A 26,549-nucleotide genomic window follows, 5' to 3' on the forward strand; every position below is an offset into this window, starting at 1 on the left:
TCATGAGTTCAAATCCTATAAAAGTGGCTTTAATTGGAAACCCAAATGTGGGCAAAACTTCCGTTTTTAACCAACTTACAGGATTGAATCAACAAGTGGGAAACTACCCAGGAATCACCGTTGAAAAAAAACAAGGTGTTTGCAAATTAAACGAAAACACGAGAGCTAGAATCATTGATTTACCCGGAACTTACAGCTTAAATGCAAGTTCAATTGATGAAAACGTAGTAATCGAATTGTTGCTAAATAAAAATGATGAAGATTTCCCAGATGTTGCCGTTGTGGTTACCGAAGTGGAAAATCTAAAACGAAATTTACTCCTTTTTACTCAAATCAAAGATTTAGAAATTCCAACCATTTTAGTCATTAACATGGCGGATAGAATGGCTTTAAAAGGAATTGAATTGGATATTCCAGCTTTAGAAAAAGAATTAAAAACGAAGATTGCTTTAATCAGTTCAAGAAAAAAAACTGGAATTGGTCAGTTGAAGGAATTAATTCTGAACTATTCCGAACTTTCAACCGAACCTTGTTTACATGCATCGTCAATTGACCCAGATTATTTTAATAATTTAAGAAGAGCGTTTCCAAATCAATTGTTGTATAAACTTTGGTTGGTAATTACGCAAGATGTCAATTTCTTAAATTTAGAACGAAACGAAATTAAAAGTTCGTTTACCAAATCGCACGCCGATTTAAAACGTTTACAGCAAAAAGAAACCATAAAACGTTACCAATTTATTAATGACACATTGAAAATTGGTCAAAAAATAGATGTTTCAAAAGCAACCGATATTCGAGCAAAAATTGACCGAGTTTTAACACATAAAATTTATGGTTATGTAATTTTCTTCGGGATTTTAATGCTTATTTTTCAGTTTTTATTTGATTGGAGTAGCATTCCAATGGATTTCATTGATGAAACGTTTGCTAATTTTAGTTCGCTTGCCAAACAACATCTTCCTGCAGGAGAATTCACAAATTTAATCAGTGAAGGATTGATTCCTGGAATTGGTGGAATTGTGATTTTTATTCCGCAAATTGCCTTTTTATTCTTGTTTATTTCGGTATTAGAAGAAAGTGGTTACATGAGTCGCGTAGTGTTTTTGATGGATAAAATCATGCGAAAATTTGGTTTGTCTGGAAAAAGTATTGTGCCTTTAATCTCAGGAACGGCTTGTGCTATTCCGGCAATTATGAGTGCGAGAAATATCGAAAATTGGAAAGAACGTTTAATTACAATTTTAGTAACACCTTTCACAACTTGTTCCGCAAGATTACCAGTTTATGCCATTTTAATTTCCTTAATTATTCCCGAAAAGAGAATTTTTGGCTTCTTAAGTTTACAAGGATTAACATTGATGGCATTGTATTTATTAGGTTTTGGAATGGCGGTTTTGTCGGCTTACTTATTAAATAAATATTTGAAATTAAGTTGTAAATCGTATTTCGTAGTAGAAATGCCGAGTTACAAAATTCCAATGTTAAAAAATGTTGGGTTAAACGTTTTAGAAAAAACCAAAGCTTTTGTAACGGGTGCTGGAAAAATCATTTTAGCCTTATCGGTAATTTTATGGTATTTAGGTTCGCACGGATTAAGTGATGATTTCAATAATGCTGAAGCTATTATTACCCAACAAAATCAAAACAAAACCATTACAGCCGAAGCATTTGAAGATCAAGTAAATTCCTTCAAGTTAGAAAATTCATACATAGGTTACATGGGGAAAGCAATTGAACCTGTTATTCGTCCATTAGGTTATGATTGGAAAATAGGAATTGCCGTGGTAAGTTCGTTTGCGGCTCGTGAAGTTTTCGTTGGCACATTAGCCACCATTTACAGTGTAGGAAGTCATAGTGAAGAAGAAAGTACTATTAAAAATAAAATGGCTGCCGAAGTGCACCCTGTAACTGGTGAAAAAATATTCAATTTTGCTACAGGAATTTCATTACTCCTTTTTTATGCTTTCGCGATGCAATGTATTTCTACTTTAGCCATTGTAAAAAAAGAAACCAATTCTTGGAAATGGCCCATAATTCAGTTGGTTTTCATGAGTGGTTTTGCCTACATAACCGCTTTAATTGCGTATCAAGTTTTGAAATAAAGGCATACTTTTTGATTGCTTTTAAGAAACAAAAATTGATGAAAAACACATTACTTGTAATTTTACTTAGTCTTACCTTACACTGTTCTTTTTCTCAAAAGATTGACAAATCTAAAGATGAATTAAAATCTGGAAACAGTTCTAATTCTTCCTCAAGTTCGAGTTCATCAAATTCTAACTCTAGTAGAAATTCTTCTTCAAATGATTTTGGATTAGCTGGCTTATTTGTTGAAGGCTTATTATATGTGAGTTTTTATTCCACTATTGGAGATTACAGAAGTGAAAATCATTTATACAATCCATTATCAAAATATCCTTATTTTGATGGTGAATCGGGAAATTTCCAAAAAGAAAATGACAGTATTCAATATGGAAATTTGATGCGATTTGATGTTGAGAATCATTTTCTGTATAGCAACAATAATTTATTCGGAAATCATCTAAAAGCAAAATTCAGACCTTTTCAATATTTCTATATACAAGGTGATTATCGAAAATTAATTGAAAAAAATGCTATTACTAACAACTATTCTAATCTTTCACTATTTCAATTTAATGTGGCTTACGATAGAATTCGATTTAAAAAGTTCAATTTAGGTTGGACACTTGGTGCTACTTATGTGGGAAATGATGTTCAAAAAGCCGGTTTTTCTTATGGTTTACATACCGATGTTTTTGCGATAAAAAACATCAGTTTTAATAGTGCAATGACTTGGAGTAAAATAAATGGCCTACCTGTAAACTCATTCGAAATTAGAGGAAAATACCATAAACAGAACTGTTTTTTCGCTTTAGGCTACGAACATTTAAAAATTGCCACTCCAAATTACAATTATATGACAATTGGAGCAGGAATATACTTTTAAAAAAAGCTGTTTTTATTAAATAGTTTCGTTTGTTTTTCTGATTTAAATAGAAAAAAACAAAAATTTATTATTAAAAAAATAGATTAAATACAATTCTAAAAGTCTCTTTAAAAAAGTTTATTTATAATTTGTCTAAATAAACTTTAGTGATTATTTTTGCTCCGTAGAATTAATCTAAATAAAGATGAAATATATAATTACCCCAATCGTCCTATTATTTTCAGGTTTGGTGTTTTCTCAAGAAAAAGAAAACAACACACAAAAAGATTCTGTTAAAAACTTAAAAGAAGTTGTTATTTCAGCAAATCAAATCATTGGAAGTAAATTTGAAGCAGCTAACAAAACAGGTTCTGCATCTTACATTTCAACGGCAGATTTACAAAAATTCAACTATACTGATATTAATCGTGTACTTAGAACCGTTACTGGTGTTAATGTTTACGAAGAAGACGGATTTGGGTTAAGACCAAATATTAGTTTAAGAGGAACTTCTCCAGATAGAAGTGCGAAAATCACTTTAATGGAAGACAATGTTTTAATTGCTCCTGCTCCATATAGTGCGCCAGCGGCTTATTATTTTCCATCTGTTGCTCGTATGAGTGCTGTTGAAATCTTAAAAGGAAGTAGCCAAATTCAGTACGGCCCTTTTACTACTGGAGGAACCATTAACTTTGTTTCGGCTCCAATTCCAACAAAATTTAGCGCAGGATTTTTAACAGATTACGGAAGTTTTAATACGAGTCGTACTGTTGCAAACGTAGGAATTGCAAATGAAACCGTAGGTGCTGTTGTTCAGTTTTTAAACTACAATTCGGATGGTTTTAAAAATTTACCAAGTGGTGCCAACACAGGTTTTGACAAAAAAGATATAATGGCTAAATTTAGAGTACAATCAAAACCAACCAGCAAAATTTATAATGCGTTAGATTTTAAAATGGTGTATGCCGAAGAAGATGCTAACGAAACTTATTTAGGTTTAACAGAAGAAGATTTCAATAACTCGCCTTTCATGCGTTATGCGGGTTCTGAAAAAGACAATATCACTACAAAAAACAATCAATTTTCGGTTACTCATACTTTAAAAACAAGTAACTACTTTAGTGTAACAACAACAGCTTATCGTAATAAATTTGCAAGAAATTGGTACAAATTAAACGATGTTAGATTTGGAGGAACTACTTATGCTATCGATGCAATTTTAGAAGACCCAACAACAAATGCATTAGCTTTTGATTATGTAACTGGTGCACAAAACTCACCAAACAATGCTTTACGAGTTCGTGCAAACAATAGAGGTTATTTAGCACAAGGCGTTCAAACTAAGTTAGATTTTCATTTCTTAACAGGAGATGTTTATCATGATTTAGAAGTTGGTGTACGTTATCACAAAGACAGCGAAGATAGATTCCAATGGAATGATAGCTATGCAATGATAGATGGTTCGATGGTATTAACTACTGCAGGAACTCCAGGAACACAAGATAACCGAGTTGCTTATGCTTCAGCTTTGGCAGCTCACGCTTTATACAAAATAAAATACAACGACTTAACCGTTACACCAGGTATTCGTTTTGAAACTATCGACTTATTAAACAAAAACTATGGTACAAATGATGTAACAAGAACTGGAGTAAACTTAGTTGAAAACGACAATCATGTAAAAGTTTGGTTACCAGGAATTGGAGCTAATTATAGATTCAATAATTATGTGTCATTATTTGGAGGTGTTCATAAAGGATTTGCACCACCAACAAACACACCTGGAACTGATGCAGAAAACAGTACGAATTACGAAATTGGAACACGTTACAATTACAAAAAATTTAGTGGCGAGTTAGTAGTTTACTTTAATGATTATAAAAATCTTTTAGGAAGTGATTTAGCTGCTAGTGGTGGTTCTGGAACATTAGACCAATTCAATGCTGGTGAAGCGCATGTAAAAGGAATTGAATTCTTAATCAATTATCAAGTACTAAAAGAAGAGAGTAAATTCAAATTGCCAATTACTTTTGGATATACCTTAACCGATACAGAGTTTGTAAACGAATTTGCAAGTTCAGACGGAGCTTGGGGAACAATTGAAAAGGGAGATGAAATTCCATACATTTCAAAACACCAATTTAACGCTTCAATTGCTTTAGAACACGCAAAATTTGAATTGATTTTAGGAGTTAGATATAGTGGTGAATTTAGAACAGTTGCTGGTCAAGGTTCAATTCCAAATGAAAATTCTGTACCAAGTAACACTGTTGTTGATTTTGGTTCAAAATATAAATTCAACAAACATTTTAGTGTAACTGGAAACATCAATAACCTTTTCGACACTACGTATTTGGTTTCAAGAGTTCCAGCTGGATTAAGACCAGGAATGCCATTTAGCGCTTCTATCGGAATTGCCGCTCAATTTTAATAATTTTCAGTTAGTTTTAGTTAATAAAAAAGCAATCTCAATAATAATGAGATTGCTTTTCTTATTTTTGCATTATGGATATACAACAAATCTTAGTTTACCTTTCTTTAGCCATCGCAGTAGGTTTTTTGGTAAAGAAATTCTTTTGGAAAAAACGTCCAAAGAAATCAAAACCTTGTGGCGATGATTGTGCTTGTCATTAACCTAAAGCTACATCTAAAACCATCATCACAATAAATCCGCCGATAAAACCTAAAGTGGCAATATCGGTATTTTTATCTTGTTGGGTTTCTGGAATTACTTCTTCTACAACAACAAATATCATCGCTCCAGCTGCAAAAGCCAATGCATAAGGCAAAATTGGAGTAAAAAAAGTAACTGCGACAGCGCCAATAACTCCAAAAATAGGTTCTACAATTGCAGATGATTGTCCGTACATGAAACTTTTTGTTCTACTCATTCCCATTCTTCGTAACGGCATAGAAACGGCAATCCCTTCAGGAAAATTCTGAATTCCAATTCCGATAGCTAAAGTAACGGCACCTGCAATAGATGCTTCTGGAATTCCAGCGGCAACACCACCAAACAAAACCCCAACCGCTAATCCTTCAGGAATATTGTGCAAAGTAATGGCTAAAACCAAAAGTGTCGTACGTTGCCAAGGTGATTTTATTCCTTCGGTTTCTTTGAAATTAATGTGCATGTGTGGCAACACTTTATCCAATCCGAAAATAAATAAAGCCCCTAAAGCAAATCCAACGGCAGCCGGAATTACTTTTACAAATCCATCACCACCACTCATTTCAATAGCTGGCGCTAGCAAACTCCAAAAACTCGCAGCTACCATCACACCACCTGTAAAACCAAGCATTCCATCTAAAACTACTCGATTCATACTCTTAAAAAAGAACACAAACGAAGCGCCAAATGCCGTTAAACCCCAAGTAAATGTGGTCGCTAAAAAAGCAGCCAAAATCGGGTCAATACTTTCAAAAAAATGAATAATTGAATCAAACATAATTATTGTACGTATAAGTTATTAGCAATTTTATTCGAAATAGTTAATCGTTTTCCATCTATTTCAACCGTTAACGTATCATCAAAATCTTCTTTTTCGATTACTTTTACAACCGAACCTAAAGCTATTTTTTGTTTGTCTAAATATTTTAAAAAATCGGTAGAAGAATCTTTTACGCCTACACAATGAAACGAAGCGTTAATTTCCACTTCCGATAACAATTGTTTCTCTATTTTCTTAATCACACCTTTTGCATCAGGAATGGGATCACCGTGGGGATCAGCGACAGGAAAACCTAAGAAAGCATCTAATTTATTTATCAATTGTTCCGATTTGATGTGTTCTAATTCTTCTGCAATTTCATGCACTTCATCCCAAGAAAAACCTAATTTATCTACTAAAAAAACTTCCCACAAACGATGTTTTCTCACAATCATTTTTGCCGAATGAAAACCTTTTTCAGTTAAGGTAACGCCTTGATATTTCTGGTAACTTACCAAATCTTTATCCGAAAGTTTCTTCATCATATCGGTAACTGATGACGCTTTGGTATCTAACATTCCCGCAATAGCGTTCGTGTTGACGCCTTTTGGAGAAACCAACGACAAATGATAAATAACTTTAATATAATTTTCTTCAGAAATGGTCATAAACAATTCATTTTGACAAATATATAAAGTTTTTTTAGTTTTGTAAATGTTTTATTTTTAGTTTTGTCTAAATTTAATTTTACAATGTTTAAAATATTTATTTATACAACTCTATTTTTTTCGTTTTTTACCTTTTCACAAAACACAATAAAAGGAAAAGTGACCGCTAATAATGAAATTTTAGCTTATGCTAATATTTATATTAAAGAACTAAATAAAGGAGTTGAAACCAATGAAAAAGGAATGTATATATTTGAAAATATTCCTAATGGTTCCTATACAATTACTGCTTCTTACATTGGGTTTAAACCCGAAAAGAAAAAAATTACACTTGAAAACAATTCTGATTTAACAATCAATTTCACCTTACAAGAAGATTCAAACACATTAGATGATGTAGTGATTTCTGGAACTTTAAAACCCGTTTCAAGAATGGAAACGCCAGTTCCGGTTGAAGTGTATACAACTGCTTTTTTAAAGAAAAACCCAACCTCCAATATTTTTGAAGCCTTGCAAAATGTTAACGGTGTTCGACCTCAACTGAATTGCAACATTTGCAACACAGGCGACATTCATATTAACGGATTAGAAGGTCCGTACACCATGGTTACAATTGACGGAATGCCAATTGTGAGTTCGCTTTCAACTGTTTATGGTTTATCAGGAATTCCGAATTCGTTAATTGATAGAGTTGAAGTAGTTAAAGGTCCAGCCTCAAGTTTGTATGGAAGTGAAGCGGTTGGTGGATTAATTAACATCATTACCAAAAAACCAACAACTGCTCCCTTATTTTCAGCCGATATTTTTTCGACTTCTTGGTTAGAAACGAATTTGGATTTAGGTTTTAAAAGTAACATTGGTAAAAAAGCAGTTACTTTAGTCGGCATCAATTATTATAATTACAACCAACCTATCGATAATAACAATGATAATTTTACAGATGTAACCTTGCAAGAACGAATTTCCGTCTTCAACAAATGGAACTTTGACCGAAAAAACAATAAAGAATTCACCATCGCTGGACGCCTTTTTTACGAAGACCGTTGGGGAGGCGAAATGCAATGGAACAAAACCCATCGTGGTGGCTCTGAAGTGTATGGTGAAAGCATTTATACCAAACGAGTGGAGCTTTTGAGTAAATATCAATTACCAACCACAGAAGACATGTATTTGTCGTTTTCCGTAACCGCTCACGATCAAAATTCGGTTTATGGAAATACCATTTATTTAGCGAATCAAAAAATCGCTTTCGGACAATATACTTGGGATAAAAAGGTAGAAAATCACAATTTGTTATTGGGAGCTGCTTTTCGTTATCAATATTATGACGATAATACAACGGCAACTCTTTCGGCAGAACAAACAAAAATCTATAGCGTGTTTCTTCAAGATGAAATAAAATTAGCGGAGAAGCATCATATTTTATTAGGTGCTAGATACGATTACAACAACAATCACGGAAACATTTTTACACCCAGAATAGCCTACAAATGGAATCCGACAGAAAATGATGTGTTCCGAATTAATGCAGGAACTGGATTTCGAATTGTGAATTTATTTACCGAAGAACATGCCGCTTTAACGGGTTCAAGAGATGTTGTGATTACAGAAGATTTAAAACCGGAAACTTCATACAACATCAATTTGAATTATCTGAAGAAAATAAGATTTGAAAACGGCACTTTTTTAGGTTTCGAAACTTCGGCTTGGTACACCTATTTTAACAACCAAATTATTCCAGATTACGACACAAATCCAAATCAAATCATTTATTCGAACTTAAACGGATATGCACAAACGTTAGGAATTAGTGGTAATATCGATTTAGTTACGCCTTTTGGATTAAAAGCAATTGTTGGTTTTACGATTATGGAACCTAAAAATGTGCAAAACGGAATGAGTTCAACACCTGTTTTAACGGAAAAATACAGCGTCAATTGGGCTATAACTTACGATATTCCAAAATGGTTTTTATCCATCGATTACACCGGAAATTTATATGGACCAATGCGATTGCCGATTTTAGGTGATTTAGATCCAAGACCTGAATATTCTCCTATTTGGAGTTTACAAAACATTCAGTTTACTTATAAAAAATTTCGTAGTTTTGAACTTTATGGTGGTGTGAAAAATATTTTGAATTGGACGCCAAACAAAAGCACGCCTTTCTTAATAGCGAGAGCAAACGATCCATTTGATGAAGATGTAACATATAACACAAACGGAAATGTTTTAGCTACACCAACAAATCCATATGCTTTAACTTTTGATCCAAGTTATGTGTATGCGCCCAACCAAGGAATTAGAGGTTTTTTAGGAATTCGATATACTATTTTTTAATGCAACATTATCATTACATTTTCACAGGTTCAGGATTATCGGCTTTAATGACCGTTTATGAAATGCTTTTATCTGGAAAATTTGAAGATAAATCCATTTTGCTAATTGATGAGAATACTAAAAAAGCAAACGATAGAACTTGGTGTTTTTGGGATGAAAACGACACCCCACCCAAAGGGCACCCCTCTAAGAGAGGGGAATCATTCGAAGAAATCGTCTCAAAAAAATGGAATCAAGCCATTTTTGCCAATGAGAAATTCAATCGGGTTTTAGAACTAACCCCTTATCAATACAAGAAAATCAATGGTTTGGATTTTTACGAATTGGTTTTCAAAAAGATTTCCGAACATAAAAACATTCATTTTCTAAATCAAAAAGTTGTTGATTTTACCGAATTAGGCAACCATTGTGTTGTAAAAACCAAAGAAGAAACTTTTACTTGTAACAAAATTTTCAATTCCATTTACAATCCAGAAGCTGTAAAAGCGCAAACCAAATTCCCTTTAATTCAGCAACATTTTATCGGTTGGTTTATCAAAAGTAAAGAAGCGGTTTTTACACCAAATTACGCTACTTTCATGGATTTCTCGGTGGAACAGAAAGGTAACACAAGATTTATGTATGTTTTACCAACTTCTTCAACTGAAGCTTTATTGGAATACACCTTATTTTCAAAAGATTTACTTCCGAGGGAAGAATACGAATCTGAAATTCAGAAATACATTGAAAATCTCGGAATAACCGAATACGAAATCATCGAAAAAGAACAAGGCAATATCCCGATGACGTGTTATCCTTTCTGGAAACACAACACGAAAAACATCATTAATATTGGTTCGGCTGGCGGTTGGACAAAAGCTAGCACAGGTTATACTTTTAAAAATGCTTCCAAAAAATCAAAAGCTTTAGTTCAATTTATAAAATCAGAATTCGACTTCACTAAATTTCATAAAAAAGATAAATTTTGGTTCTACGATTTATTGTTGTTGGATATTTTGAGTTCAAAAAACGAATTAGGTTCTAAGATATTTTCTTCAATGTTTAAAAAAGGAAGTTCGACTGTAATTTTTAAATTTTTGGATGAAGAAACTTCTATTTGGGAAGATTTACAAGTAATTTGGAAATGTCCGAAAATGCTATTTGTAAAAGCGCTTTTTGGTAGAATTTTAAAATAAGAGTAAACTATCAAATCATAACAAATCTTTATGAATTGGTTTTCTATAACAAGCAAAAAACTTTGTAACTTTGCCACTCGTTAACTTATAACATAAAAATTATGTATCCAGAAGAAATGGTAAAACCAATGCGTGCTGAATTAACAGAAGCTGGTTTTCAAGAATTATATAGCGCTGAAGCAGTAGAAAATGCTTTAAAAAATGAAGGAACTACATTAGTAGTAATCAACTCGGTTTGTGGTTGTGCGGCAAGAAATGCACGTCCGGGAGCAAAAATGAGTTTAGATGGTGCTAAAAAACCTTCACAATTAGTAACTGTTTTTGCTGGAGTTGACAAAGATGCAGTTGATGCAGCTCGCCAACACATGTTTCCTTTTCCTCCATCATCGCCATGTATGGCTTTGTTTAAAAATGGTGAATTAGTACACATGTTAGAACGCCACCATATAGAAGGGCGTCCAGCTGAATTAATTGCTGAAAACTTAAAAGACGCTTACAACGAATATTGCTAAGATACTATGCTGGCATACAATAAAAAACCACCAAAACATTGGTGGTTTTTTATTTTAAACCTTACTTTTGTGCAAATTCAATTTAAAAATGGAAAAAATAGTATCGTATCCACTTTCAATAGTGTATTACTTCTTTTTTTTACTTTGGTTAGTAATCTTTCATCCTATTCAATGGATTTGTTTCAATCTTTTTGGATACAATGCGCATCGTTTAAGTGTAGCTTACCTAAATTGGTTTTTAGTTAGAACGGCTCACATTGTAGGCGCTTCATATCATATTAAAGGAATGGAAAATGTTCCTGAAAATAAACCTTTAATCATCGTTGCCAATCATCAAAGTTTGCATGATATCACCACTATCATTTGGTTTTTACGAAAAGTACATCCAAAATTCATCAGCAAAATTGAACTAGGAAAAGGAATTCCGAGTGTTTCTTATAATTTACGCCATGGTGGTTCGGCTTTAATTAACCGAAAAGATCCAAAACAAGCGTTGCCAGAAATTAAAAAAGTAGCCGAATTAGTAAACAATAATAATTACTCCGTAGTAATTTTTCCAGAAGGAACACGAAGCAAAACAGGAACACCTAAACCTTTCGCCGTGAATGGATTAAAAATGTTATACAAGTTTGCTCCAGATGCGTACTTCTTGCCAATTACCATTAATAATTCATGGAAAATGACTAAATTTGGACAATTTCCTCTTGGATTAGGAACTCGCTTAGAATTTACCATCCATAAACCAATGAAAATTTCAGAACATCCTTTTGAAGAGATTTTTGAGAAAACCGAAAATATAATTATAAAACATATTAAAATATAACCCAATGTCAATACAAAACGTCCGCTTGGAAGTAATGCAGTTTTTGGAAAAAAAAGTGGATAACTTCGTGGAAGAATTTTTAATCCCTGTAGAAAAAATTTGGCAACCTACTGATTTGCTTCCTGATTCTTCAAAAGAAAACTTTTTAGAAGAAGTAAAAGAACTACGTGAAATAGCTAAAGATTTACCTTATGATTTTTGGGTAACTTTAGTTGGAGATACCATTACCGAAGAAGCGTTACCAACATACGAAACTTGGTTAATGGATGTAGAAGGCGTTACTCAAAAAGGAGAAAACGGAGATAATGGTTGGGCAAAATGGTTACGTCAATGGACAGGTGAAGAAAACCGTCACGGAGATGTATTAAACAAATATCTTTATCTTTCGGGTAGAGTGAATATGCGTGAAGTTGAAATTACTACGCACCATTTAATCAACGATGGTTTTGATCCAGGAACTGGAAGAGATCCTTATAAAAACTTTGTATTCACCAGTTTTCAAGAATTAGCAACTTATGTTTCTCACAATCGTGTTGCGCAATTGGCTAAGAAATTTGGCGATAAAAAACTACACAAAATGTGTAATTTAATTGCAGGAGACGAAATGCGCCATCACTTAGCATATAGCGAATTTGTTAAACGTATTTTTGAAGTAGATCCTAGCGAAATGATGTTATCGTTTCAATACATGATGAAGAAAAAAATTACGATGCCAGCGCATTTGATTAGAGAATCAGGTGAAAGTATTGGAACTGCATTCGAAAAATTTTCAGAATCGGCACAACGTTTAGGTGTTTACACAGCGATGGATTATGTGGATATTCTTCAAAAATTAAATGAGAAATGGGAAATTGATAAAATTGGCAATCTTACAGATGAAGCTGAAAAAGCACGTGATTATCTAATGAAATTACCTGCTCGTATGGCAAAAATTTCTGAGCGTTTAGTCGTTCCTGCTGAAGGACAACTTTTTAAATGGGTAGAACCGGCTTTAGCTAGATAAACTTATAAATTCTAAAAAAATTAAATTCCAATTTTACACAAGATTGGAATTTTTTATATCATCAGAAATGACAATAATAGACAACACTATACTTTTTGTAAAACAACAATTAGAAAATGCAGAAGGAGGTCACGATTGGTTTCACATTGAACGCGTCTATAAAAATGCTTTGTTAATTGCTGAAGGCGAAGATTGCGATTTAACTGTAGTGAAGCTTGGTGCTTTATTACACGATATTGCTGATTCAAAATTTCATGGTGGCGATGAAACGGTTGGTCCGAAAACAGCTCGTGCTTTTTTAGAATCGCAAAATGTTTCAGAAGACATTATTTTACATGTAATTGCAATTATTGAAAATATTTCCTTTAAAGGTGGAAATTTCGAAAAGAAATTCAATTCAAAAGAATTAGAAGTTGTGCAAGATGCAGACCGATTGGATGCAATTGGCGCTATAGGAATTGCACGTGCTTTTAATTATGGTGGTTTTAAAAATCGTCCATTATACAATCCAAATATTCAACCAAACATGAATATGAATAAGGAAGAATATAAGAATAGTGAATCGCCAACTCTAAATCACTTTTACGAAAAACTATTGCTTTTAAAAGATAAAATGAATACCGAAACAGGTAAAAAAATTGCTCAAAAACGTCATGATTTCATGGTAGCTTTTTTAAGTCAATTTTATGCCGAATGGGACGGTCATGAATAAAAACAAAAAAGCGGTTTTCATAAAGAAAACCGCTTTTTTTAATATTTTGATTTCATTAAACCACTCCTTGCGATAGCATAGCGTCGGCTACTTTTACAAAACCTGCAATATTAGCGCCTTTTACATAATCAATATAACCATCATCGTTTTTACCATATTTTACACAAGATTCGTGAATGCTATTCATGATTTTATGTAAACGTTCATCCACTTCTTCTGTTGTCCAACTCAATCGTAATGAATTTTGCGACATTTCTAAACCTGATGTGGCTACACCACCTGCGTTAGATGCTTTCCCTGGTGCAAATAAAATTTTAGATTTGTGAAACTCTGCAATTGCTTCTGGAGTTGAAGGCATATTGGCACCTTCTGCCACACAAATACAACCATTTGCAATTAATTTTTGTGCTTCATCACCGTTCAATTCGTTTTGAGTTGCACAAGGCAAAGCAATATCACATTTAACTTCCCATGGATCTTTTCCTGCAAAAAATTGTGCTTTTGGATATTTCTTTAAATATTCAGAAATTCTACCATAATTTACATTTTTGATTTCCATAATGTACGCTAATTTCTCTGCGTCAATTCCGTCTGCATCATAAATATATCCTGAAGAATCTGATGCGGTCACCACTTTTGCTCCTAATTGTGTAGCTTTTTCAATGGCATATTGCGCCACATTTCCGGAACCAGAAACCAAAACTGTTTTCCCTTGAAATGAAAGTCCTTTGGTTGCTAGCATACTTTGGGCAAAATAAACAGTACCATATCCTGTAGCTTCTGGACGAATTAACGAACCTCCGAAAGAAATTCCTTTACCTGTTAAAACGCCTGTAAATTCGTTTCTCAATTTTTTATATTGACCAAATAAATACCCTACTTCTCTACCGCCAACACCAATATCACCCGCAGGAACATCGGTATCTGGCCCAATGTGTCTAAATAATTCTGCCATAAAAGCTTGGCAAAAACTCATGATTTCAGTGTCTGATTTTCCTTTTGGATCAAAATCTGAACCTCCTTTCCCACCACCCATTGGCAATGTCGTTAAACTGTTTTTAAAAACTTGTTCAAAAGCTAAAAATTTCAAAATACTTAAATTTACCGAAGGATGAAAACGCAATCCCCCTTTGTATGGACCAATTGCAGAATTCATTTGAATACGATACCCTTTGTTTAATCTTGTTTTTCTGGCATCATCTAACCATGCTACGCGAAACATTACAACCCTTTCAGGTTCAACCATTCGTTCTAAAAGCATTTTATCTTGATACTTTTTATTGTTTTCAATGAATGGAATAACCGCTTCAGCCACCTCGTGGACAGCTTGCAAGAACTCAGGTTCATTTGGATTTTTTTTCGCAACTTCAGCCACGAAATCATTAATTTTTTTTAACATAATTATTGTGTTGTTGTTTGTTAAATAATTAAAAAATATTTATTTCAACTCAAAATTAAACATTTTAACAATTATACTTGAAAAAATTAACTAAAACATTTTTTAATAACCTTAAATAAAAAACCCAGAACTAAGTTCTGGGTTAAATTTTTAAATCGTTACTTTTAATAGCTGCTTTTTCTTTCCTTTTCGACCAATGAAGTAGACCGAGTTTTTTGAAATGGCTCCATCAGAAACCATAAATGGTACTTCACTATCTTTATCATCTAAGATTTCTTGAAAATCAAAATTTCCATCTGGGTTAATTCTAATTACATTAAGATTTGATTTTTTGGTACTTGTTTGTCCAAATTGAATTCTATCATTGCTTAATTTTTTTACTTTTTCACCTGTATTAATAAAAAAGTAAGTGTCATTTCCTTTAACTGTTGAAGTATATGAAATATATGAATCGTCACCACCTGTTGATTGGCGTTTATTAATGTTTCTTGCCCAGATAATGTTTCCATCTTGCGCTATTTTTGCGCTAACAATATCATCATAATGATACGAATATGTCCAAGTTCCTCCACCATTTGGAGTTGCATGGTAATGCGACGTTACATAATATTCTTCGGCGTTAAAAACAATTTCGTTTTGTTGGGTTATCAAAATTCCTCTAAATGATAAATTTTTCAATTCTTTGTCTTTATTTTTTCCATATTTATCAACTATAAATTGTTCCGTAAACGGATTAAATTTTGATTTTCGAATTGCTAATGTTATTGGATCTAACTCGAAATAACTAATTCCTTTATAGCGAAAATCTTTTCTGTCAGAATAAAACCCTATACATGTAAGTTTATCTTCAAAAACAATTGTCTTTAAAGAACCCGAAAAATGTTCATCAGTATCAAAAACTTGAGTTGCTTGACCATCTTTGCTTATTCTTGTCAATTCATACTGGTATTTTCCGCCTTCTTTTTTCTTCTTTTTTTCTTCGGTAAAAACCTTTCCTAAAAGATACAGATTGGTCCCGTCTTTAGAAACATCAATATTTTCATATTTAAACTTTTTATCTTTAATATCTCTTTTAAATTCGTGCTCAATTTTTTTGTTCAACTTATTATCAAACAAATAAACTTTATGTGTTTCGGCATTTTTATTTTTAATATCAATAGTGATTGCAAAAGCAGTTTTATCTTCATTAACTATAAAATTAGTTCCAGAATCGCCATCAAATTGGTTGTTTCCAAACCATTGCGATTTCATTACATCGTCACTAGCAATTCTAAAAAGCTCTTTTTTAGTAAAATTAAACTCATTGATACTTGAAGATAAAGCAGAACAAACAAATGCTTTTTCTTTTGTATTGTAAACGAAATCGATTAGGTTAACTTCGGTTCCATTCATAATTACACCTATAATTGCTCCATATTTTTCAACATCAGAGCGTTTCATTTCATACTCATATTCTTTAATTAATTTCAGATTTGAGTCATAATGTTCAAAGTAATATCCTGCTCCAGAAGAAAATAATCCACCAGCATAACTTCTTACAATGAAGACGCCATCATTTCCATCGTCTTCAACTAAAGAAATATAAGAATGTTTGTATTCGTCTTTAAAAACGGCGCTTTTAATTATGCTATTAGGGATTTCTTGTGCGTAAAAATTTGTGAATGAAAGGCTTATAAATAAAACTGTAATAAATTTTTTCATTTTTATAGATTCGTATTAAATGTTTATGTGATTATTTCCCTGGAAATATTGCTTTTCTTTTTTCTAAAAACGCGGTTGTTCCTTCTTTAAAATCTTCGGTTCCAAAAGAAAGACCAAAATTTTTAATTTCTACTTCATAACCATTCGTTCCGTCTTCAAAATTGGCATTAATTGCTTCGATTGCTTTTGCGATAGCAACACTTGAATTGTTTGCGATTTTTGAAGCAATTCCTTTTGTGAAATCTAATAGTTCTTCTTGTGCAACAACATGGTTCACTAAACCATAATTTTTAGCGGTTTCGGCATCAATCATTCCGGCTGTCATAATTAGTTCCATAGCGCGACCTTTTCCTACTAATTGCGCTAAACGTTGTGTGCCTCCATAACCTGGAATAACTCCTAATGTAACTTCTGGCAATCCCATTTTTGCATTAGTTGAAGCTGTTCTAAAATGACAAGCCATTGCCAATTCTAATCCCCCACCAAGAGCAAATCCATTAACTGCTGCAATAACAGGTGTGCTTAAATTTTGTACAAAATCAAATAATAATTCTTGCCCTTGAGCAGCTAATTTTCCGCCTTCTTCTACTGAGAAATTGGCAAATTCTGAAATGTCAGCCCCAGCAACAAATGCTTTTTCGCCACTTCCTGTAATAATAATGGCTTTCACCGATTTGTCATCTTTTAACGCTTTAAAACCTTCATGTAACTCTTGGATTGTAGCTTTATTTAATGCGTTTAATTTTGTGGGTCTATTAATGGTAATAACCGCAATATTGTCTTGTTTTTCAATTAAAATGTTTTCCATTATAGTTTGTTTATTGTTTATTTATTGGGAAAGAAACCAAAAATTCGGTTCCAATGTTTAATTCGGTTTCAAAAGTAATTGTTCCGTTGTAATTTTCGATAATATTTTTAATAATAGCTAAACCAAGTCCCATTCCGCTAGATTTCGTGGTGAATTTTGGTTCGAAAATTCGGGCAGCATTTTCTTGCGAAATTCCTTTTCCATTATCTTTAACTGCAATTTTTACTTGATTATCTTCTCTAAAAACGGTCACAAAAACCAGTTTGTGCTCTTTTTCTTCTGGAATGGCTTGAATTGCATTTTTTACCAAATTTGTAATCACACGGATTAATTGTGTTCTATCTAACTTAGCAATAATTTCGTCTTCTAATGCTGAAAACTGAATAAAATCTTCGTTAAAAATTTCCAATGCCATTTTTACAATTCGAACAACATTTAAAGTTTCGTTTTGTTGCGCTGGCATTGTTGCAAAGTTAGAAAAAGCACTTGCCACCGAACTCATCGTGTCTATTTGTTGTAAAATTGTTTGCGTGTAATCGTTTAATTTTTTTGAAATATCAGGATCGTTAGCATCAAACTTTCGTTGAAAACTTTGCACCGTTAAACGCATTGGAGTAAGCGGATTTTTAATTTCATGCGCTACTTGCTTTGCCATTTCGCGCCAAGCTTGTTCTCTTTCACTTTGAGCTAAAATAGTGGCGCTTTCTTCTAATTTATCAACCATGTTATTATAAGAACGAACCAATAAGTTGATTTCCTTACTTCCGTCTTCAATAACAATTTTCTCGTTCCGTTGATCTAATTGAGTTTCCTGAATTTTATCACTAATGATTTTTAATGATTTTGTAATATAACTTGATAAAAAGTAAGAAAGAACAATAGCAATGAAAAACATAAAAGTATAGACCTGTCCAAAACGAATTAAGAAATTTTGAACTTCATTGTCATAAAACTCAGCATCTTCTTCATAGGGCAAATTTAAAATAGCAAGTGGCTTAAATTTATTATCTTTTAAATAAGAATAAGAAGAACGATAGGTTCTATCGTCAACATTTGAAAATTCTATATACCGTTTTTCTATAGAAGATTGAATGATTTTTAAAGTAGATGGATTAATTTTTGGTTTGTCTTTATCTAATTTAAAAATAGCTTTTGATGAAATTAATAAGTTCCCTTTTAAATCGAAAAAATTAATTTCCATACTATGAATATCTGCTAATTCGAAAATTTTATCTTTAAAAATTAGCGGAATATTTTTTGTGTTTAGCGGATAAGTTGTTGTTTGTAATACATAATTTATATGTTCAGCAATTGCAGTTTCTTTTCGCTCTAATCTATCTTGATGGTATTCTTTTGCCTCTTTTCTAAATTGATATATGGAAACCGCAGCAATAAGTATAGACGCAATAAGTGTTAAGAATATCATGGATAGAAATATTCTTATTCGTAGTGAAAGATTTTTGATATTAAAAATTCTATCCATTAACTATTTTGGTTCTTTTCTCTAATTTTCTTGTACAATTTGTATCCCATCATAATTAAAATCGAAAAAACAAAAATTCCGACAACACCATAAATCCAATTAATTGCATTTTTTAAAATTACTAAAAAAACAACTGCGAAAAGAATAATAGTAGCACCTTCGTTCCAAAGTCTAAAAAAACCAGAGGAATGTTTCACTTCGTTATTTTGTAATTGCTTAAATATTTGATGGCATTTTAAATGATACAAATACAATAAAAACACAAAAGCTAATTTTACATGCATCCAAGGTTGTGTCAGCCAAACTTTTCCAACTTCAGTAAAAAACAACATCCAAAAAGCAAAAACACTTGCTAAAACCGAACTTGGCCAAGTAATAATGTACCACAAACGATATTGCATTAATTGATATTGTTTAATCAATATGTCTTGCTCTAGTTGCGGTTTTTGTTTGGCTTCTGCGTGATAAACAAATAAACGAACAATGTAAAACAACCCAGCAAACCAGGTAATTACAAAGATTAAATGCAGTGATTTTATGTAGTTGTAAAGTTCCATATTACTTAGTTTCAAGTTTCAGGTTTCAGGTTGATTGCTGTTCTAAGAACTTGAAACCTGAAACTTGAAACAATTTATTTAATCCATTCCTTAACCCAATTTGCAACCACACCACACCATTCATCTTCATCATTTAAACATGGAACTGCCATAAATTCCTCACCACCATGATGCAAAAATTGTTCGTTGGCTTCCATTGCAATTTCTTCTAAAGTTTCTAAACAATCGGCAACAAAAGCTGGCGTTACAACCGCTAATTTCTTAATGCCTTGTTCTGGCATTTTGTTGATTTCTACATCTGTATAAGGTGTTAACCATTTATCACCTGCTAAACGCGACTGAAAGGTTTGGCTGTATTTTCCTTCTGGAATTCCTAATAATTTTACAACTTGTTTTGTAGTTTCATAACATTGATGACGGTAACAAAATTCGTGAGCTGGAGAAGGCGTGTTGCAACAAGAACCATCAATTTTACAATGCGATTTCGTTACATCTGTTTTACGAATATGACGTTTTGGAATTCCGTGATACGAAAATAATAAATGGTCATATTCAAATCCTTCCAAGTGCTTTTTAATAGAATTTGCCAAAGCCTGAATAAAATCGGGTTTGTTATAAAATGCTGGAACATTAGTAAATGTCATTTCTGGGAAATGCTTCTGACGCAATTCTTCTGCCAAAACTAAAATAGTAGTAGTTGAAGCCATGGCATGTTGCGGATATAAAGGCAAAAGCATTATTTCTGTTACACCTTTATCCTTTAATTCTTGTAATCCTTTTTGAATAGTCATGGATCCATAACGCATGGCTAAAGCAACCGGAACATCAACCAATTTTTGAACCTTTTGGTGCATTTTTTTAGAAATCACAATTAAAGGAGAACCTTCGTCTGTCCAAATTCTTGCATACGCTTCAGCCGATTTTTTTGGACGCGTTTGCAAAATAATTCCTCTAACTAATAATGCACGCAATAAAAACGGAACGTCAATTACGTATTTATCCATTAAAAATTCATCTAAATACGGCTTAACGTCTTTTGCTGTTGGGCTTTCTGGTGATCCTAAATTTACTAATAGTACTCCTTTCATGTGGCAATTGTTTTTTTATAAAAGTAATTAATTTGGTTTTTTTACTTTTTAAATTATCATTTTTTTATTTATAGTTTGATATACGAAATTGATATCAATTGGTTTTATACATTCGTGTTCAAATTCATTAAATATTTTTTTGGTGTTGTCCCAAATTTCTTTTTGAAAGCTGCAATAAAATGACTTCCCGTGCTGTATCCGATTTTTAAACCTACTTCATTTACATTGTACGAACCACTATCAAGCAATTGACGGGCATAATCCATTTTATATTCAAATAAAAATCCATAAACCGTATCGCCATAAATTTGCTTGAAACCCATTTTTAATTTCTTCAAACTTAATCCTACTTGCTCAGATAATTCTTCTAATCCAGGTGGCTCAGCCATATTAGAAATCATAATTTCTTTGGCTTTTTTTATTTTTAATACATTTTCTTCATCGATTAAAAACGGACACTGCTCTGCATTTGGATCTTCAGAACGATTAAAATACAAACTCAATAATTCGTAACCTTTTCCTTTATAATACAAGTTTTTGATAAAAGAATTTAAATTGTAATGAAAAATTTGACTTAATACAATTGACATGGAAGGACTAATATCATTCTCCTTATAATATTTCTTATCTTTATTTTCATCACTTAAAAAAGGGATGTTTTCTGCTTCCGAAGAAAATAATCCATGAAACTTTTTGATAGAAACAATAATAGAAATCACCCATGTATTTGGAGCTAATTCTAAATGAATGGGCAATTCTTTTTGTGGATTGTAAAATAAAAGCGACTTTTCTTCTTTCAAATCCAAAGCATAATTTCCTTGATTAAAGATAAATTTTCCCTTTCCCTTAATTCCAAAATGAAACTGTATAAGTCCTTGGCTTACAGGTCTTTCAATTTTAATTGTTTCATTACTGTCGTTTTGAAAACGTAATAAAATAAATTCATTTTCAATTTTTATTTCTTCTAAAGAACCCATAGCGATATTTTTTATATCCGTTTTATAAAAATCAAATATGATAATTTGACTGAATCTAATCAATAAAATTGTTAGCACCTTATTTCATTACAAATCTAAAAATAAATAACGACAAAAATGAAAGAATCTAATATATCTTGTTTTAGAAAAAACGCTCTTTTAGCGTTGTTTTTAAACAATAACGAAGTAATTGTCGTTATCTTAACATTATCGCATTAAACCAAAATGCGATTTAAATGTTTTTCGAACACCACATTCATCATATTCTAATACAAACCAGTAATCTGTTGAAGGAAGTTTATTCCCATTACAGGTTCCATCCCAACCAATTTCATTTTGATTAATTTCTTTTAATAATTTCCCATAACGATCAAAAATATACAAATTAGCATCAGTGTTTTCTATGACGATATTCCAATAATCATTATATCCGTCATTATTTGGTGTGAAAAATTTGGGATAATCAAAAATGAAAACAGAAGAAGAAAGCTCTGTACAACCATATAAATCAGTAACTTTTATTGTGTGGCAACCAAAGCTTACATTTTCAAAAATATTTGAATATTGAAAGTTTCCATTATCTAATTGATACAATAGCATATTATTAGAACTTACAACATTTACAATAACGGTATTATTAAAAGTTGAAATACTTAAATCAGAAAGACTTTCTAAAAAAATAACTTGCCAAGTTGAAGATTGCCCACAATTGTCAATAGGAGTAAAGGTGTAAGTTGTATTTTGAGTCGTATTAATATTTGTAGGATACCATGTGCCATCAACACCATTTGTACTAGGAAAACTAATGGTTGTACCTTCACAAATGATAGTATCCTGAAAATCAATCTTTATATTAGGCTTTATTGTTATTTCAATAGTAGCTTGATAAGCACATTGATCTTGATTAGGTGTAAAAGTATAAGACGATGTGCCAACAATTGTTGTATTGATTATGTTTGGTGTCCAGGTTCCAGCAATTCCTTCAACAGAAGTTAACGGCAAAGAGTTGGGTGTTTGGTTTTGGCAATATGTATTTGTTAAAAGATTAAATGAAGGAATTACCGAATTGCTATTCCTTGGAGAAAACAATAACTGATAAGTATTGCTATAACATTCAGAAACTATGGTACAAGTAATGATGTAATGCTCATTTTGGTTCGGAATGTTGAGTGTTGGTGTTGCTTCTAATGAAGTACTTATATACGTTTGCGGATTAGTCACATAAGCTAATCCCCAATTATAATTAAGAATATTGTTATTGTTTTCCAATGCCAGTTGTAGGCTATTACAAAGTTCGTTTTCTATAATAATCTCATTATAAGGCTTTAGATTGTTTAATTGGTTAGGCAATCCTGCTAAGCAAAAACGTCCGCCTAAATCCTGTTGTTCAGAAACATAATTACAATTTTCACCCAATACATTAGGGTTATTAATTACACCCAAACGACCTGATAAGGAAATTAATATTGGCCTTGCGATGTAAATTTTGCCATCAGGAGCAAGTTGCATAGACTGTAAACCACTGGTTGAGGATATAAAAATTGTTTTTGATGTGATAAAATCATTATTTGTAGTTGTTGACACATCATATTGATATATTCTACTACCCGCACATTTGTATAGTACTTTGCTATTTGGCGAAAAAGCAGTTCCATACTGATTTTCGTTAGCGGTAGTATCAGCAAATTTTTCAGTGATTAACCCTGTAGAGTTGTTAAAGTTAAAGACATAAAGCCCCTCGTAATTGCTACTTGAAGGTACAACATAAGAAAGTAATTTGTTGTCTGGTGATACTTTCATTTGTCCTGGTCTGGCATCAACAAAAAAACTAGTAGTACTTATTACTGGATTTACATTAAAGCCATTACTTGAAATATGATAGGAATAAAAATTATTACTGTCCACAACTTTACATATTACCCAAAAATCACAGCCATTACTATGTGGCACTACACAAACTTTCTCAGTTGTAGTTGTTCCGAAAAGATGGATGTTTTTATTTTGAGTAACAACACCAAGTCCATTATCCAATGACATATCAATTTCAGAATAACGAACGCCTTCATCCTCAGAATTAGGGGCTTGTTCTGTGTAATCATCTAAGGTAACAAGAAAATATTTGTCAAATCGGTTTTCTGTGAAATTATATGTTCCAGGATAAGGAATGATGGCAGAGGATTGGGTTGAAGAATTATGTCCGGCCAAATTGTCCCCATTAAACATGACATGAAAATTTTTATTCCAAACTTTCTCACCATTTGTATAAAACAAAACATTTCCATTGCTATCGCTAATAGTTGAACAACCTTCAGAAGAAAAAGTGCCAATTGGCAAATCTAAAAGAGGCGTTGGTGGATTGGAATTAAAATTAAGTCCTGCATTTATTCCAAAATACCAAATATTAGATTCCTCTTGTGCAAATATTGACACATAGAAAAGTATAGATATACATGTAAAACAACTTTTTATCATCACAAAGTAATAATATATTCAATTAGAGAACCCTCAGCGACATTTTTTCGTATATGCTGTTGTGGATATCAAATATGCTTATTTAGAATTGTTCTATATAAAGCAATTGTTAGCCCTTGAAGACATTACAAATTTAATAGAAATAATAGTGAAAAGATAATATTAGCTTAAAATATCTTTAAGCGACACAAAAAGTCCTTTGAGCGTTGTTTTTATAAAAAGGTAAAATATATTTTTGTTAAACTTTTAGGAAAGAGTACATATTATGGAAAACAATACATTCGCAAAGCATCCAACTTTCTACGCCATAGGCTTAAGTTACAAGAAAGCTGATGCTGAAATGAGAGGCAAATTTAGCTTGGATGAACAGGCTAAAACCCGCTTATTACTTCAAGCCAAAGCAGAAGGTATTGACAACCTAATTGTAACTTCTACTTGCAACCGTACCGAAATTTATGGTTTTGCACAACATCCATTTCAATTAATCAAATTACTTTGCGAAAACAGCCAAGGAACCGTTGAAGATTTTCAAAAAGTTGCTTTTGTGTATAAAAACAATGAAGCTATTTCACACATGTTTCGTGTTGGAACAGGTTTAGATAGTCAAATTTTAGGCGACTTTGAAATCATCAGTCAATTAAAAAATGCATTCGTAAAAAGTAAAGAACTTGAATTGGCAAATGCTTTCCTAGAAAGATTGGTGAATGCAGTTATTCAAGCAAGTAAAAAAATCAAAAACGAAACAGAAATTTCATCTGGTGCTACATCAGTATCTTTTGCATCGGTACAATACATTTTTAAAAATATAGAAGATATTGCTTCTAAGAATATTTTGCTTTTTGGAACAGGAAAAATTGGGAGAAATACTTGCGAAAACTTAGTAAAACACACGAAACACGAGCAAATCACATTAATAAATAGAACTAAAGAAAAAGCTGAAAAATTAGCCAGAAAACTAGATGTTATTGTGAAAGATTATGCTGATTTGCAGTTAGAACTTCAAAAAGCAGATGTGGTAGTTGTGGCAACTGGCGCTCAAAATCCTACAGTTGATAAAGCTATTTTAAATCTGAAAAAACCTTTATTAATTTTGGATTTATCGATTCCGAAAAACGTGAACGAAAATGTAAAAGACATTGAAGGTGTTACTTTAGTTCACATGGATGAACTTTCGCAAATTACAGATGAAACTTTAGAAAACAGAAAAAAACATATTCCTGCAGCTGAAGCTATTATTGACGAAATTAAAGACGAATTTATTGCTTGGACCAAACAACGTAAATTCGCCCCTACCATACATGCTTTAAAAGCAAAACTGAATACAATTAAAGAAGGAGAATTAAACTTTCAACGAAAAAAACTAGCTAATTTTGACGAAGAACAAGCCGAATTAATTACAGCTAGAATTATTCAAAAAATCACCAATCATTTTGCCAATCATTTAAAAGATGATGAAACAATGGTGGATGAAAGTATTGAATGGATTGAAAAGATTTTCCAATTAGAAACAGTTGCAAAATAATGAGCAAAACAATCCGAATAGGAACTCGTGATAGCGAATTGGCCCTTTGGCAAGCACACACAGTACAAAAAAAACTAAATGATTTAGGTTATAAAACCGAAATTACAGCAGTTAAATCGCAAGGAGATATCATTCTTGACAAACCACTTTACGAATTAGGAATCACTGGAATTTTTACCAAAACTTTAGATATTGCCATGTTAAATGGTCAAGTAGATATTGCAGTGCATTCTATGAAAGATGTGCCAACCACTTTACCTATAGGAATTGTGCAAGCAGCAGTTTTAGAACGCGCTAACACATTAGATATTTTAGTTCACAAAGGCAATTTAGATTTTTTAAATTCAAACGGAACTATCGCTACTGGAAGCTTACGCAGACAAGCGCAATGGTTGAATAAATATCCGAATCATAGTGTAGTGGATTTACGTGGAAATGTAAATACGCGTATGCAAAAACTTCATGATAGCGATTGGAGCGGAGCTGTTTTTGCAGCAGCTGGTTTAGAACGCATTAACTTAAAACCAGAAAATTATATCGATTTAGATTGGATGGTTCCGGCACCAGCGCAAGGCGCAATGGTTGTGGTGGCAATGGAAAATGATGGTTTCTGTAAAGAAGCTTTAGCTAAATTAAATCACTCTGAAACAGAGATTTGCACGCACATTGAACGTGAATTCTTAAAAACATTAGAAGGTGGTTGTACGGCTCCAATTGGCGCTTTGGCAACATTTACCTCAGACAAAATTGATTTTGAAGGGGTTTTGTTCTCTTTAGACGGAAAAGAAAAACACACAATCAAAAAAAGTTGTACTTTTGATTCTTATATAAACTTCGGAAAAAATTGTGCCGAAGAAATTTTAAACAACGGCGGAACAACTTTAATGGAAAGCATTCGTCGTGATTTAAAAAAGTAATTTTATTCCAA

At 32.3% G+C, this 26,549-nt stretch carries 22 protein-coding genes; 12 read left to right on the plus strand and 10 right to left on the minus strand.

Features of this window, described 5'->3' with window-relative positions:
- Positions 1–2: 2 nt before the first annotated feature.
- From feoB to B2741_RS07635, 4 genes are all read left to right on the plus strand, one after another.
- Positions 3–2,105 carry a ferrous iron transport protein B gene (feoB, locus tag B2741_RS07620; protein WP_291137144.1) on the plus strand — a complete coding sequence of 701 codons (2,103 nt, stop codon included), beginning with the start codon at positions 3–5 and terminating at the stop codon, positions 2,103–2,105.
- A gap of 38 nt (positions 2,106–2,143) precedes the next feature.
- Positions 2,144–2,971 (plus strand): hypothetical protein, encoded by an 828-nt coding sequence (locus B2741_RS07625; protein WP_291137147.1) that lies wholly within the window; start codon positions 2,144–2,146, stop codon positions 2,969–2,971.
- A gap of 184 nt (positions 2,972–3,155) precedes the next feature.
- On the plus strand, positions 3,156–5,381 hold the full coding sequence (locus B2741_RS07630) for a TonB-dependent receptor family protein (RefSeq protein WP_291137151.1): 2,226 nt from the start codon (positions 3,156–3,158) through the stop codon (positions 5,379–5,381).
- 74 nt (positions 5,382–5,455) lie between these two features.
- Complete coding sequence (locus B2741_RS07635; RefSeq protein WP_133608879.1) at positions 5,456–5,584, plus strand: FeoB-associated Cys-rich membrane protein; 129 nt, start codon at positions 5,456–5,458, stop codon at positions 5,582–5,584.
- Here the strand turns inward: B2741_RS07635 and B2741_RS07640 are convergent.
- Together B2741_RS07640 and B2741_RS07645 are read right to left on the minus strand one after the other, a co-directional pair.
- Positions 5,581–6,399: a ZIP family metal transporter gene (locus B2741_RS07640; RefSeq protein ID WP_291137156.1), complete on the minus strand. Its 819-nt coding sequence runs from the start codon at positions 6,397–6,399 to the stop codon at positions 5,581–5,583. The two genes, B2741_RS07635 and B2741_RS07640, sit on opposite strands and share 4 nt — an antisense overlap.
- 2 nt (positions 6,400–6,401) lie before the next feature.
- Complete coding sequence (locus B2741_RS07645) at positions 6,402–7,049, minus strand: metal-dependent transcriptional regulator (protein ID WP_291137159.1); 648 nt, start codon at positions 7,047–7,049, stop codon at positions 6,402–6,404.
- Between the two features lie 84 nt (positions 7,050–7,133).
- On the opposite strand from B2741_RS07645, the gene B2741_RS07650 reads away from it, so the two are divergent.
- The 6 genes from B2741_RS07650 (at position 7,134) to B2741_RS07675 (ending at position 13,614) form a co-directional block, all read left to right on the plus strand.
- Positions 7,134–9,389 (plus strand): TonB-dependent receptor, encoded by a 2,256-nt coding sequence (locus tag B2741_RS07650; RefSeq protein WP_291137161.1) that lies wholly within the window; start codon positions 7,134–7,136, stop codon positions 9,387–9,389.
- Positions 9,389–10,564, plus strand: a complete 1,176-nt coding sequence (locus B2741_RS07655) for a lycopene cyclase family protein (protein WP_291137164.1) — start codon at positions 9,389–9,391, stop codon at positions 10,562–10,564. The genes B2741_RS07650 and B2741_RS07655 overlap by 1 nt, the downstream gene beginning before the upstream one ends.
- Before the next feature lie 101 nt (positions 10,565–10,665).
- Positions 10,666–11,076: a BrxA/BrxB family bacilliredoxin gene (locus tag B2741_RS07660; RefSeq protein WP_262317199.1), complete on the plus strand. Its 411-nt coding sequence runs from the start codon at positions 10,666–10,668 to the stop codon at positions 11,074–11,076.
- Positions 11,077–11,164: 88 nt separating this feature from the next.
- A complete protein-coding gene (locus tag B2741_RS07665) occupies positions 11,165–11,899 on the plus strand; it encodes a lysophospholipid acyltransferase family protein (RefSeq protein WP_291137168.1) in 735 nt (244 codons plus the stop codon).
- A 4-nt stretch (positions 11,900–11,903) separates the two neighbouring features.
- Positions 11,904–12,902, plus strand: coding sequence for an acyl-ACP desaturase (locus B2741_RS07670; RefSeq protein WP_291137171.1), 999 nt, complete (start codon positions 11,904–11,906; stop codon positions 12,900–12,902).
- 67 nt (positions 12,903–12,969) lie between these two features.
- Positions 12,970–13,614 carry an HD domain-containing protein gene (locus tag B2741_RS07675; protein ID WP_291137173.1) on the plus strand — a complete coding sequence of 215 codons (645 nt, stop codon included), beginning with the start codon at positions 12,970–12,972 and terminating at the stop codon, positions 13,612–13,614.
- Between the two features lie 55 nt (positions 13,615–13,669).
- Here B2741_RS07675 and gdhA read toward each other — a convergent pair whose 3' ends face one another.
- The 8 genes from gdhA to B2741_RS07715 all read right to left on the minus strand — a co-directional run bounded on the left by gdhA (position 13,670) and on the right by B2741_RS07715 (position 24,057).
- Positions 13,670–15,013 carry an NADP-specific glutamate dehydrogenase gene (gdhA, locus tag B2741_RS07680; protein WP_291137176.1) on the minus strand — a complete coding sequence of 448 codons (1,344 nt, stop codon included), beginning with the start codon at positions 15,011–15,013 and terminating at the stop codon, positions 13,670–13,672.
- 150 nt (positions 15,014–15,163) lie between these two features.
- Entirely contained in the window at positions 15,164–16,714 is a 1,551-nt protein-coding gene (locus B2741_RS07685) for a hypothetical protein (RefSeq protein ID WP_291137179.1), read from the minus strand.
- 31 nt (positions 16,715–16,745) lie between these two features.
- Positions 16,746–17,522: an enoyl-CoA hydratase/isomerase family protein gene (locus B2741_RS07690; RefSeq protein WP_291137182.1), complete on the minus strand. Its 777-nt coding sequence runs from the start codon at positions 17,520–17,522 to the stop codon at positions 16,746–16,748.
- A 10-nt stretch (positions 17,523–17,532) separates the two neighbouring features.
- On the minus strand, positions 17,533–18,948 hold the full coding sequence (locus B2741_RS07695; RefSeq protein WP_414655306.1) for a sensor histidine kinase: 1,416 nt from the start codon (positions 18,946–18,948) through the stop codon (positions 17,533–17,535).
- Between the two features lie 56 nt (positions 18,949–19,004).
- Positions 19,005–19,562, minus strand: coding sequence for a CopD family protein (locus tag B2741_RS07700; protein ID WP_291137188.1), 558 nt, complete (start codon positions 19,560–19,562; stop codon positions 19,005–19,007).
- Positions 19,563–19,636: 74 nt separating this feature from the next.
- Positions 19,637–20,650 (minus strand): ferrochelatase, encoded by a 1,014-nt coding sequence (hemH, locus tag B2741_RS07705; RefSeq protein ID WP_291137190.1) that lies wholly within the window; start codon positions 20,648–20,650, stop codon positions 19,637–19,639.
- A 104-nt stretch (positions 20,651–20,754) separates the two neighbouring features.
- Positions 20,755–21,627, minus strand: coding sequence for an AraC family transcriptional regulator (locus B2741_RS07710; protein ID WP_291137193.1), 873 nt, complete (start codon positions 21,625–21,627; stop codon positions 20,755–20,757).
- A 207-nt stretch (positions 21,628–21,834) separates the two neighbouring features.
- On the minus strand, positions 21,835–24,057 hold the full coding sequence (locus B2741_RS07715; RefSeq protein ID WP_291137196.1) for a T9SS type B sorting domain-containing protein: 2,223 nt from the start codon (positions 24,055–24,057) through the stop codon (positions 21,835–21,837).
- 307 nt (positions 24,058–24,364) lie between these two features.
- Between B2741_RS07715 and hemA the strand changes: the two genes are divergently transcribed.
- Positions 24,365–25,621 (plus strand): glutamyl-tRNA reductase, encoded by a 1,257-nt coding sequence (gene hemA / locus B2741_RS07720; RefSeq protein ID WP_291137199.1) that lies wholly within the window; start codon positions 24,365–24,367, stop codon positions 25,619–25,621.
- Positions 25,618–26,538, plus strand: coding sequence for a hydroxymethylbilane synthase (hemC, locus tag B2741_RS07725; protein WP_291137892.1), 921 nt, complete (start codon positions 25,618–25,620; stop codon positions 26,536–26,538). The genes hemA and hemC overlap by 4 nt, the downstream gene beginning before the upstream one ends.
- Positions 26,539–26,549: the final 11 nt, after the last annotated feature.

This window comes from Flavobacterium sp. UBA7663, assembly GCF_002483315.1.
Lineage (GTDB): Bacteria > Bacteroidota > Bacteroidia > Flavobacteriales > Flavobacteriaceae > Flavobacterium.

Excerpts from the sequence above, each read along its gene's own strand:
- feoB (WP_291137144.1), top strand. The coding sequence starts at position 3 with ATGAGTTCAAATCCTATAAAAGTGGCTTTAATTGGAAACCCAAATGTG.
- B2741_RS07625 (WP_291137147.1), top strand. The coding sequence starts at position 2,144 with ATGAAAAACACATTACTTGTAATTTTACTTAGTCTTACCTTACACTGT.
- B2741_RS07630 (WP_291137151.1), top strand. The coding sequence starts at position 3,156 with ATGAAATATATAATTACCCCAATCGTCCTATTATTTTCAGGTTTGGTG.
- B2741_RS07635 (WP_133608879.1), top strand. The coding sequence starts at position 5,456 with ATGGATATACAACAAATCTTAGTTTACCTTTCTTTAGCCATCGCAGTA.
- B2741_RS07640 (WP_291137156.1), bottom strand. The coding sequence starts at position 6,399 with ATGTTTGATTCAATTATTCATTTTTTTGAAAGTATTGACCCGATTTTG.
- B2741_RS07645 (WP_291137159.1), bottom strand. The coding sequence starts at position 7,049 with ATGACCATTTCTGAAGAAAATTATATTAAAGTTATTTATCATTTGTCG.
- B2741_RS07650 (WP_291137161.1), top strand. The coding sequence starts at position 7,134 with ATGTTTAAAATATTTATTTATACAACTCTATTTTTTTCGTTTTTTACC.
- B2741_RS07655 (WP_291137164.1), top strand. The coding sequence starts at position 9,389 with ATGCAACATTATCATTACATTTTCACAGGTTCAGGATTATCGGCTTTA.
- B2741_RS07660 (WP_262317199.1), top strand. The coding sequence starts at position 10,666 with ATGTATCCAGAAGAAATGGTAAAACCAATGCGTGCTGAATTAACAGAA.
- B2741_RS07665 (WP_291137168.1), top strand. The coding sequence starts at position 11,165 with ATGGAAAAAATAGTATCGTATCCACTTTCAATAGTGTATTACTTCTTT.
- B2741_RS07670 (WP_291137171.1), top strand. The coding sequence starts at position 11,904 with ATGTCAATACAAAACGTCCGCTTGGAAGTAATGCAGTTTTTGGAAAAA.
- B2741_RS07675 (WP_291137173.1), top strand. The coding sequence starts at position 12,970 with ATGACAATAATAGACAACACTATACTTTTTGTAAAACAACAATTAGAA.
- gdhA (WP_291137176.1), bottom strand. The coding sequence starts at position 15,013 with ATGTTAAAAAAAATTAATGATTTCGTGGCTGAAGTTGCGAAAAAAAAT.
- B2741_RS07685 (WP_291137179.1), bottom strand. The coding sequence starts at position 16,714 with ATGAAAAAATTTATTACAGTTTTATTTATAAGCCTTTCATTCACAAAT.
- B2741_RS07690 (WP_291137182.1), bottom strand. The coding sequence starts at position 17,522 with ATGGAAAACATTTTAATTGAAAAACAAGACAATATTGCGGTTATTACC.
- B2741_RS07695 (WP_414655306.1), bottom strand. The coding sequence starts at position 18,948 with ATGATATTCTTAACACTTATTGCGTCTATACTTATTGCTGCGGTTTCC.
- B2741_RS07700 (WP_291137188.1), bottom strand. The coding sequence starts at position 19,562 with ATGGAACTTTACAACTACATAAAATCACTGCATTTAATCTTTGTAATT.
- hemH (WP_291137190.1), bottom strand. The coding sequence starts at position 20,650 with ATGAAAGGAGTACTATTAGTAAATTTAGGATCACCAGAAAGCCCAACA.
- B2741_RS07710 (WP_291137193.1), bottom strand. The coding sequence starts at position 21,627 with ATGGGTTCTTTAGAAGAAATAAAAATTGAAAATGAATTTATTTTATTA.
- hemA (WP_291137199.1), top strand. The coding sequence starts at position 24,365 with ATGGAAAACAATACATTCGCAAAGCATCCAACTTTCTACGCCATAGGC.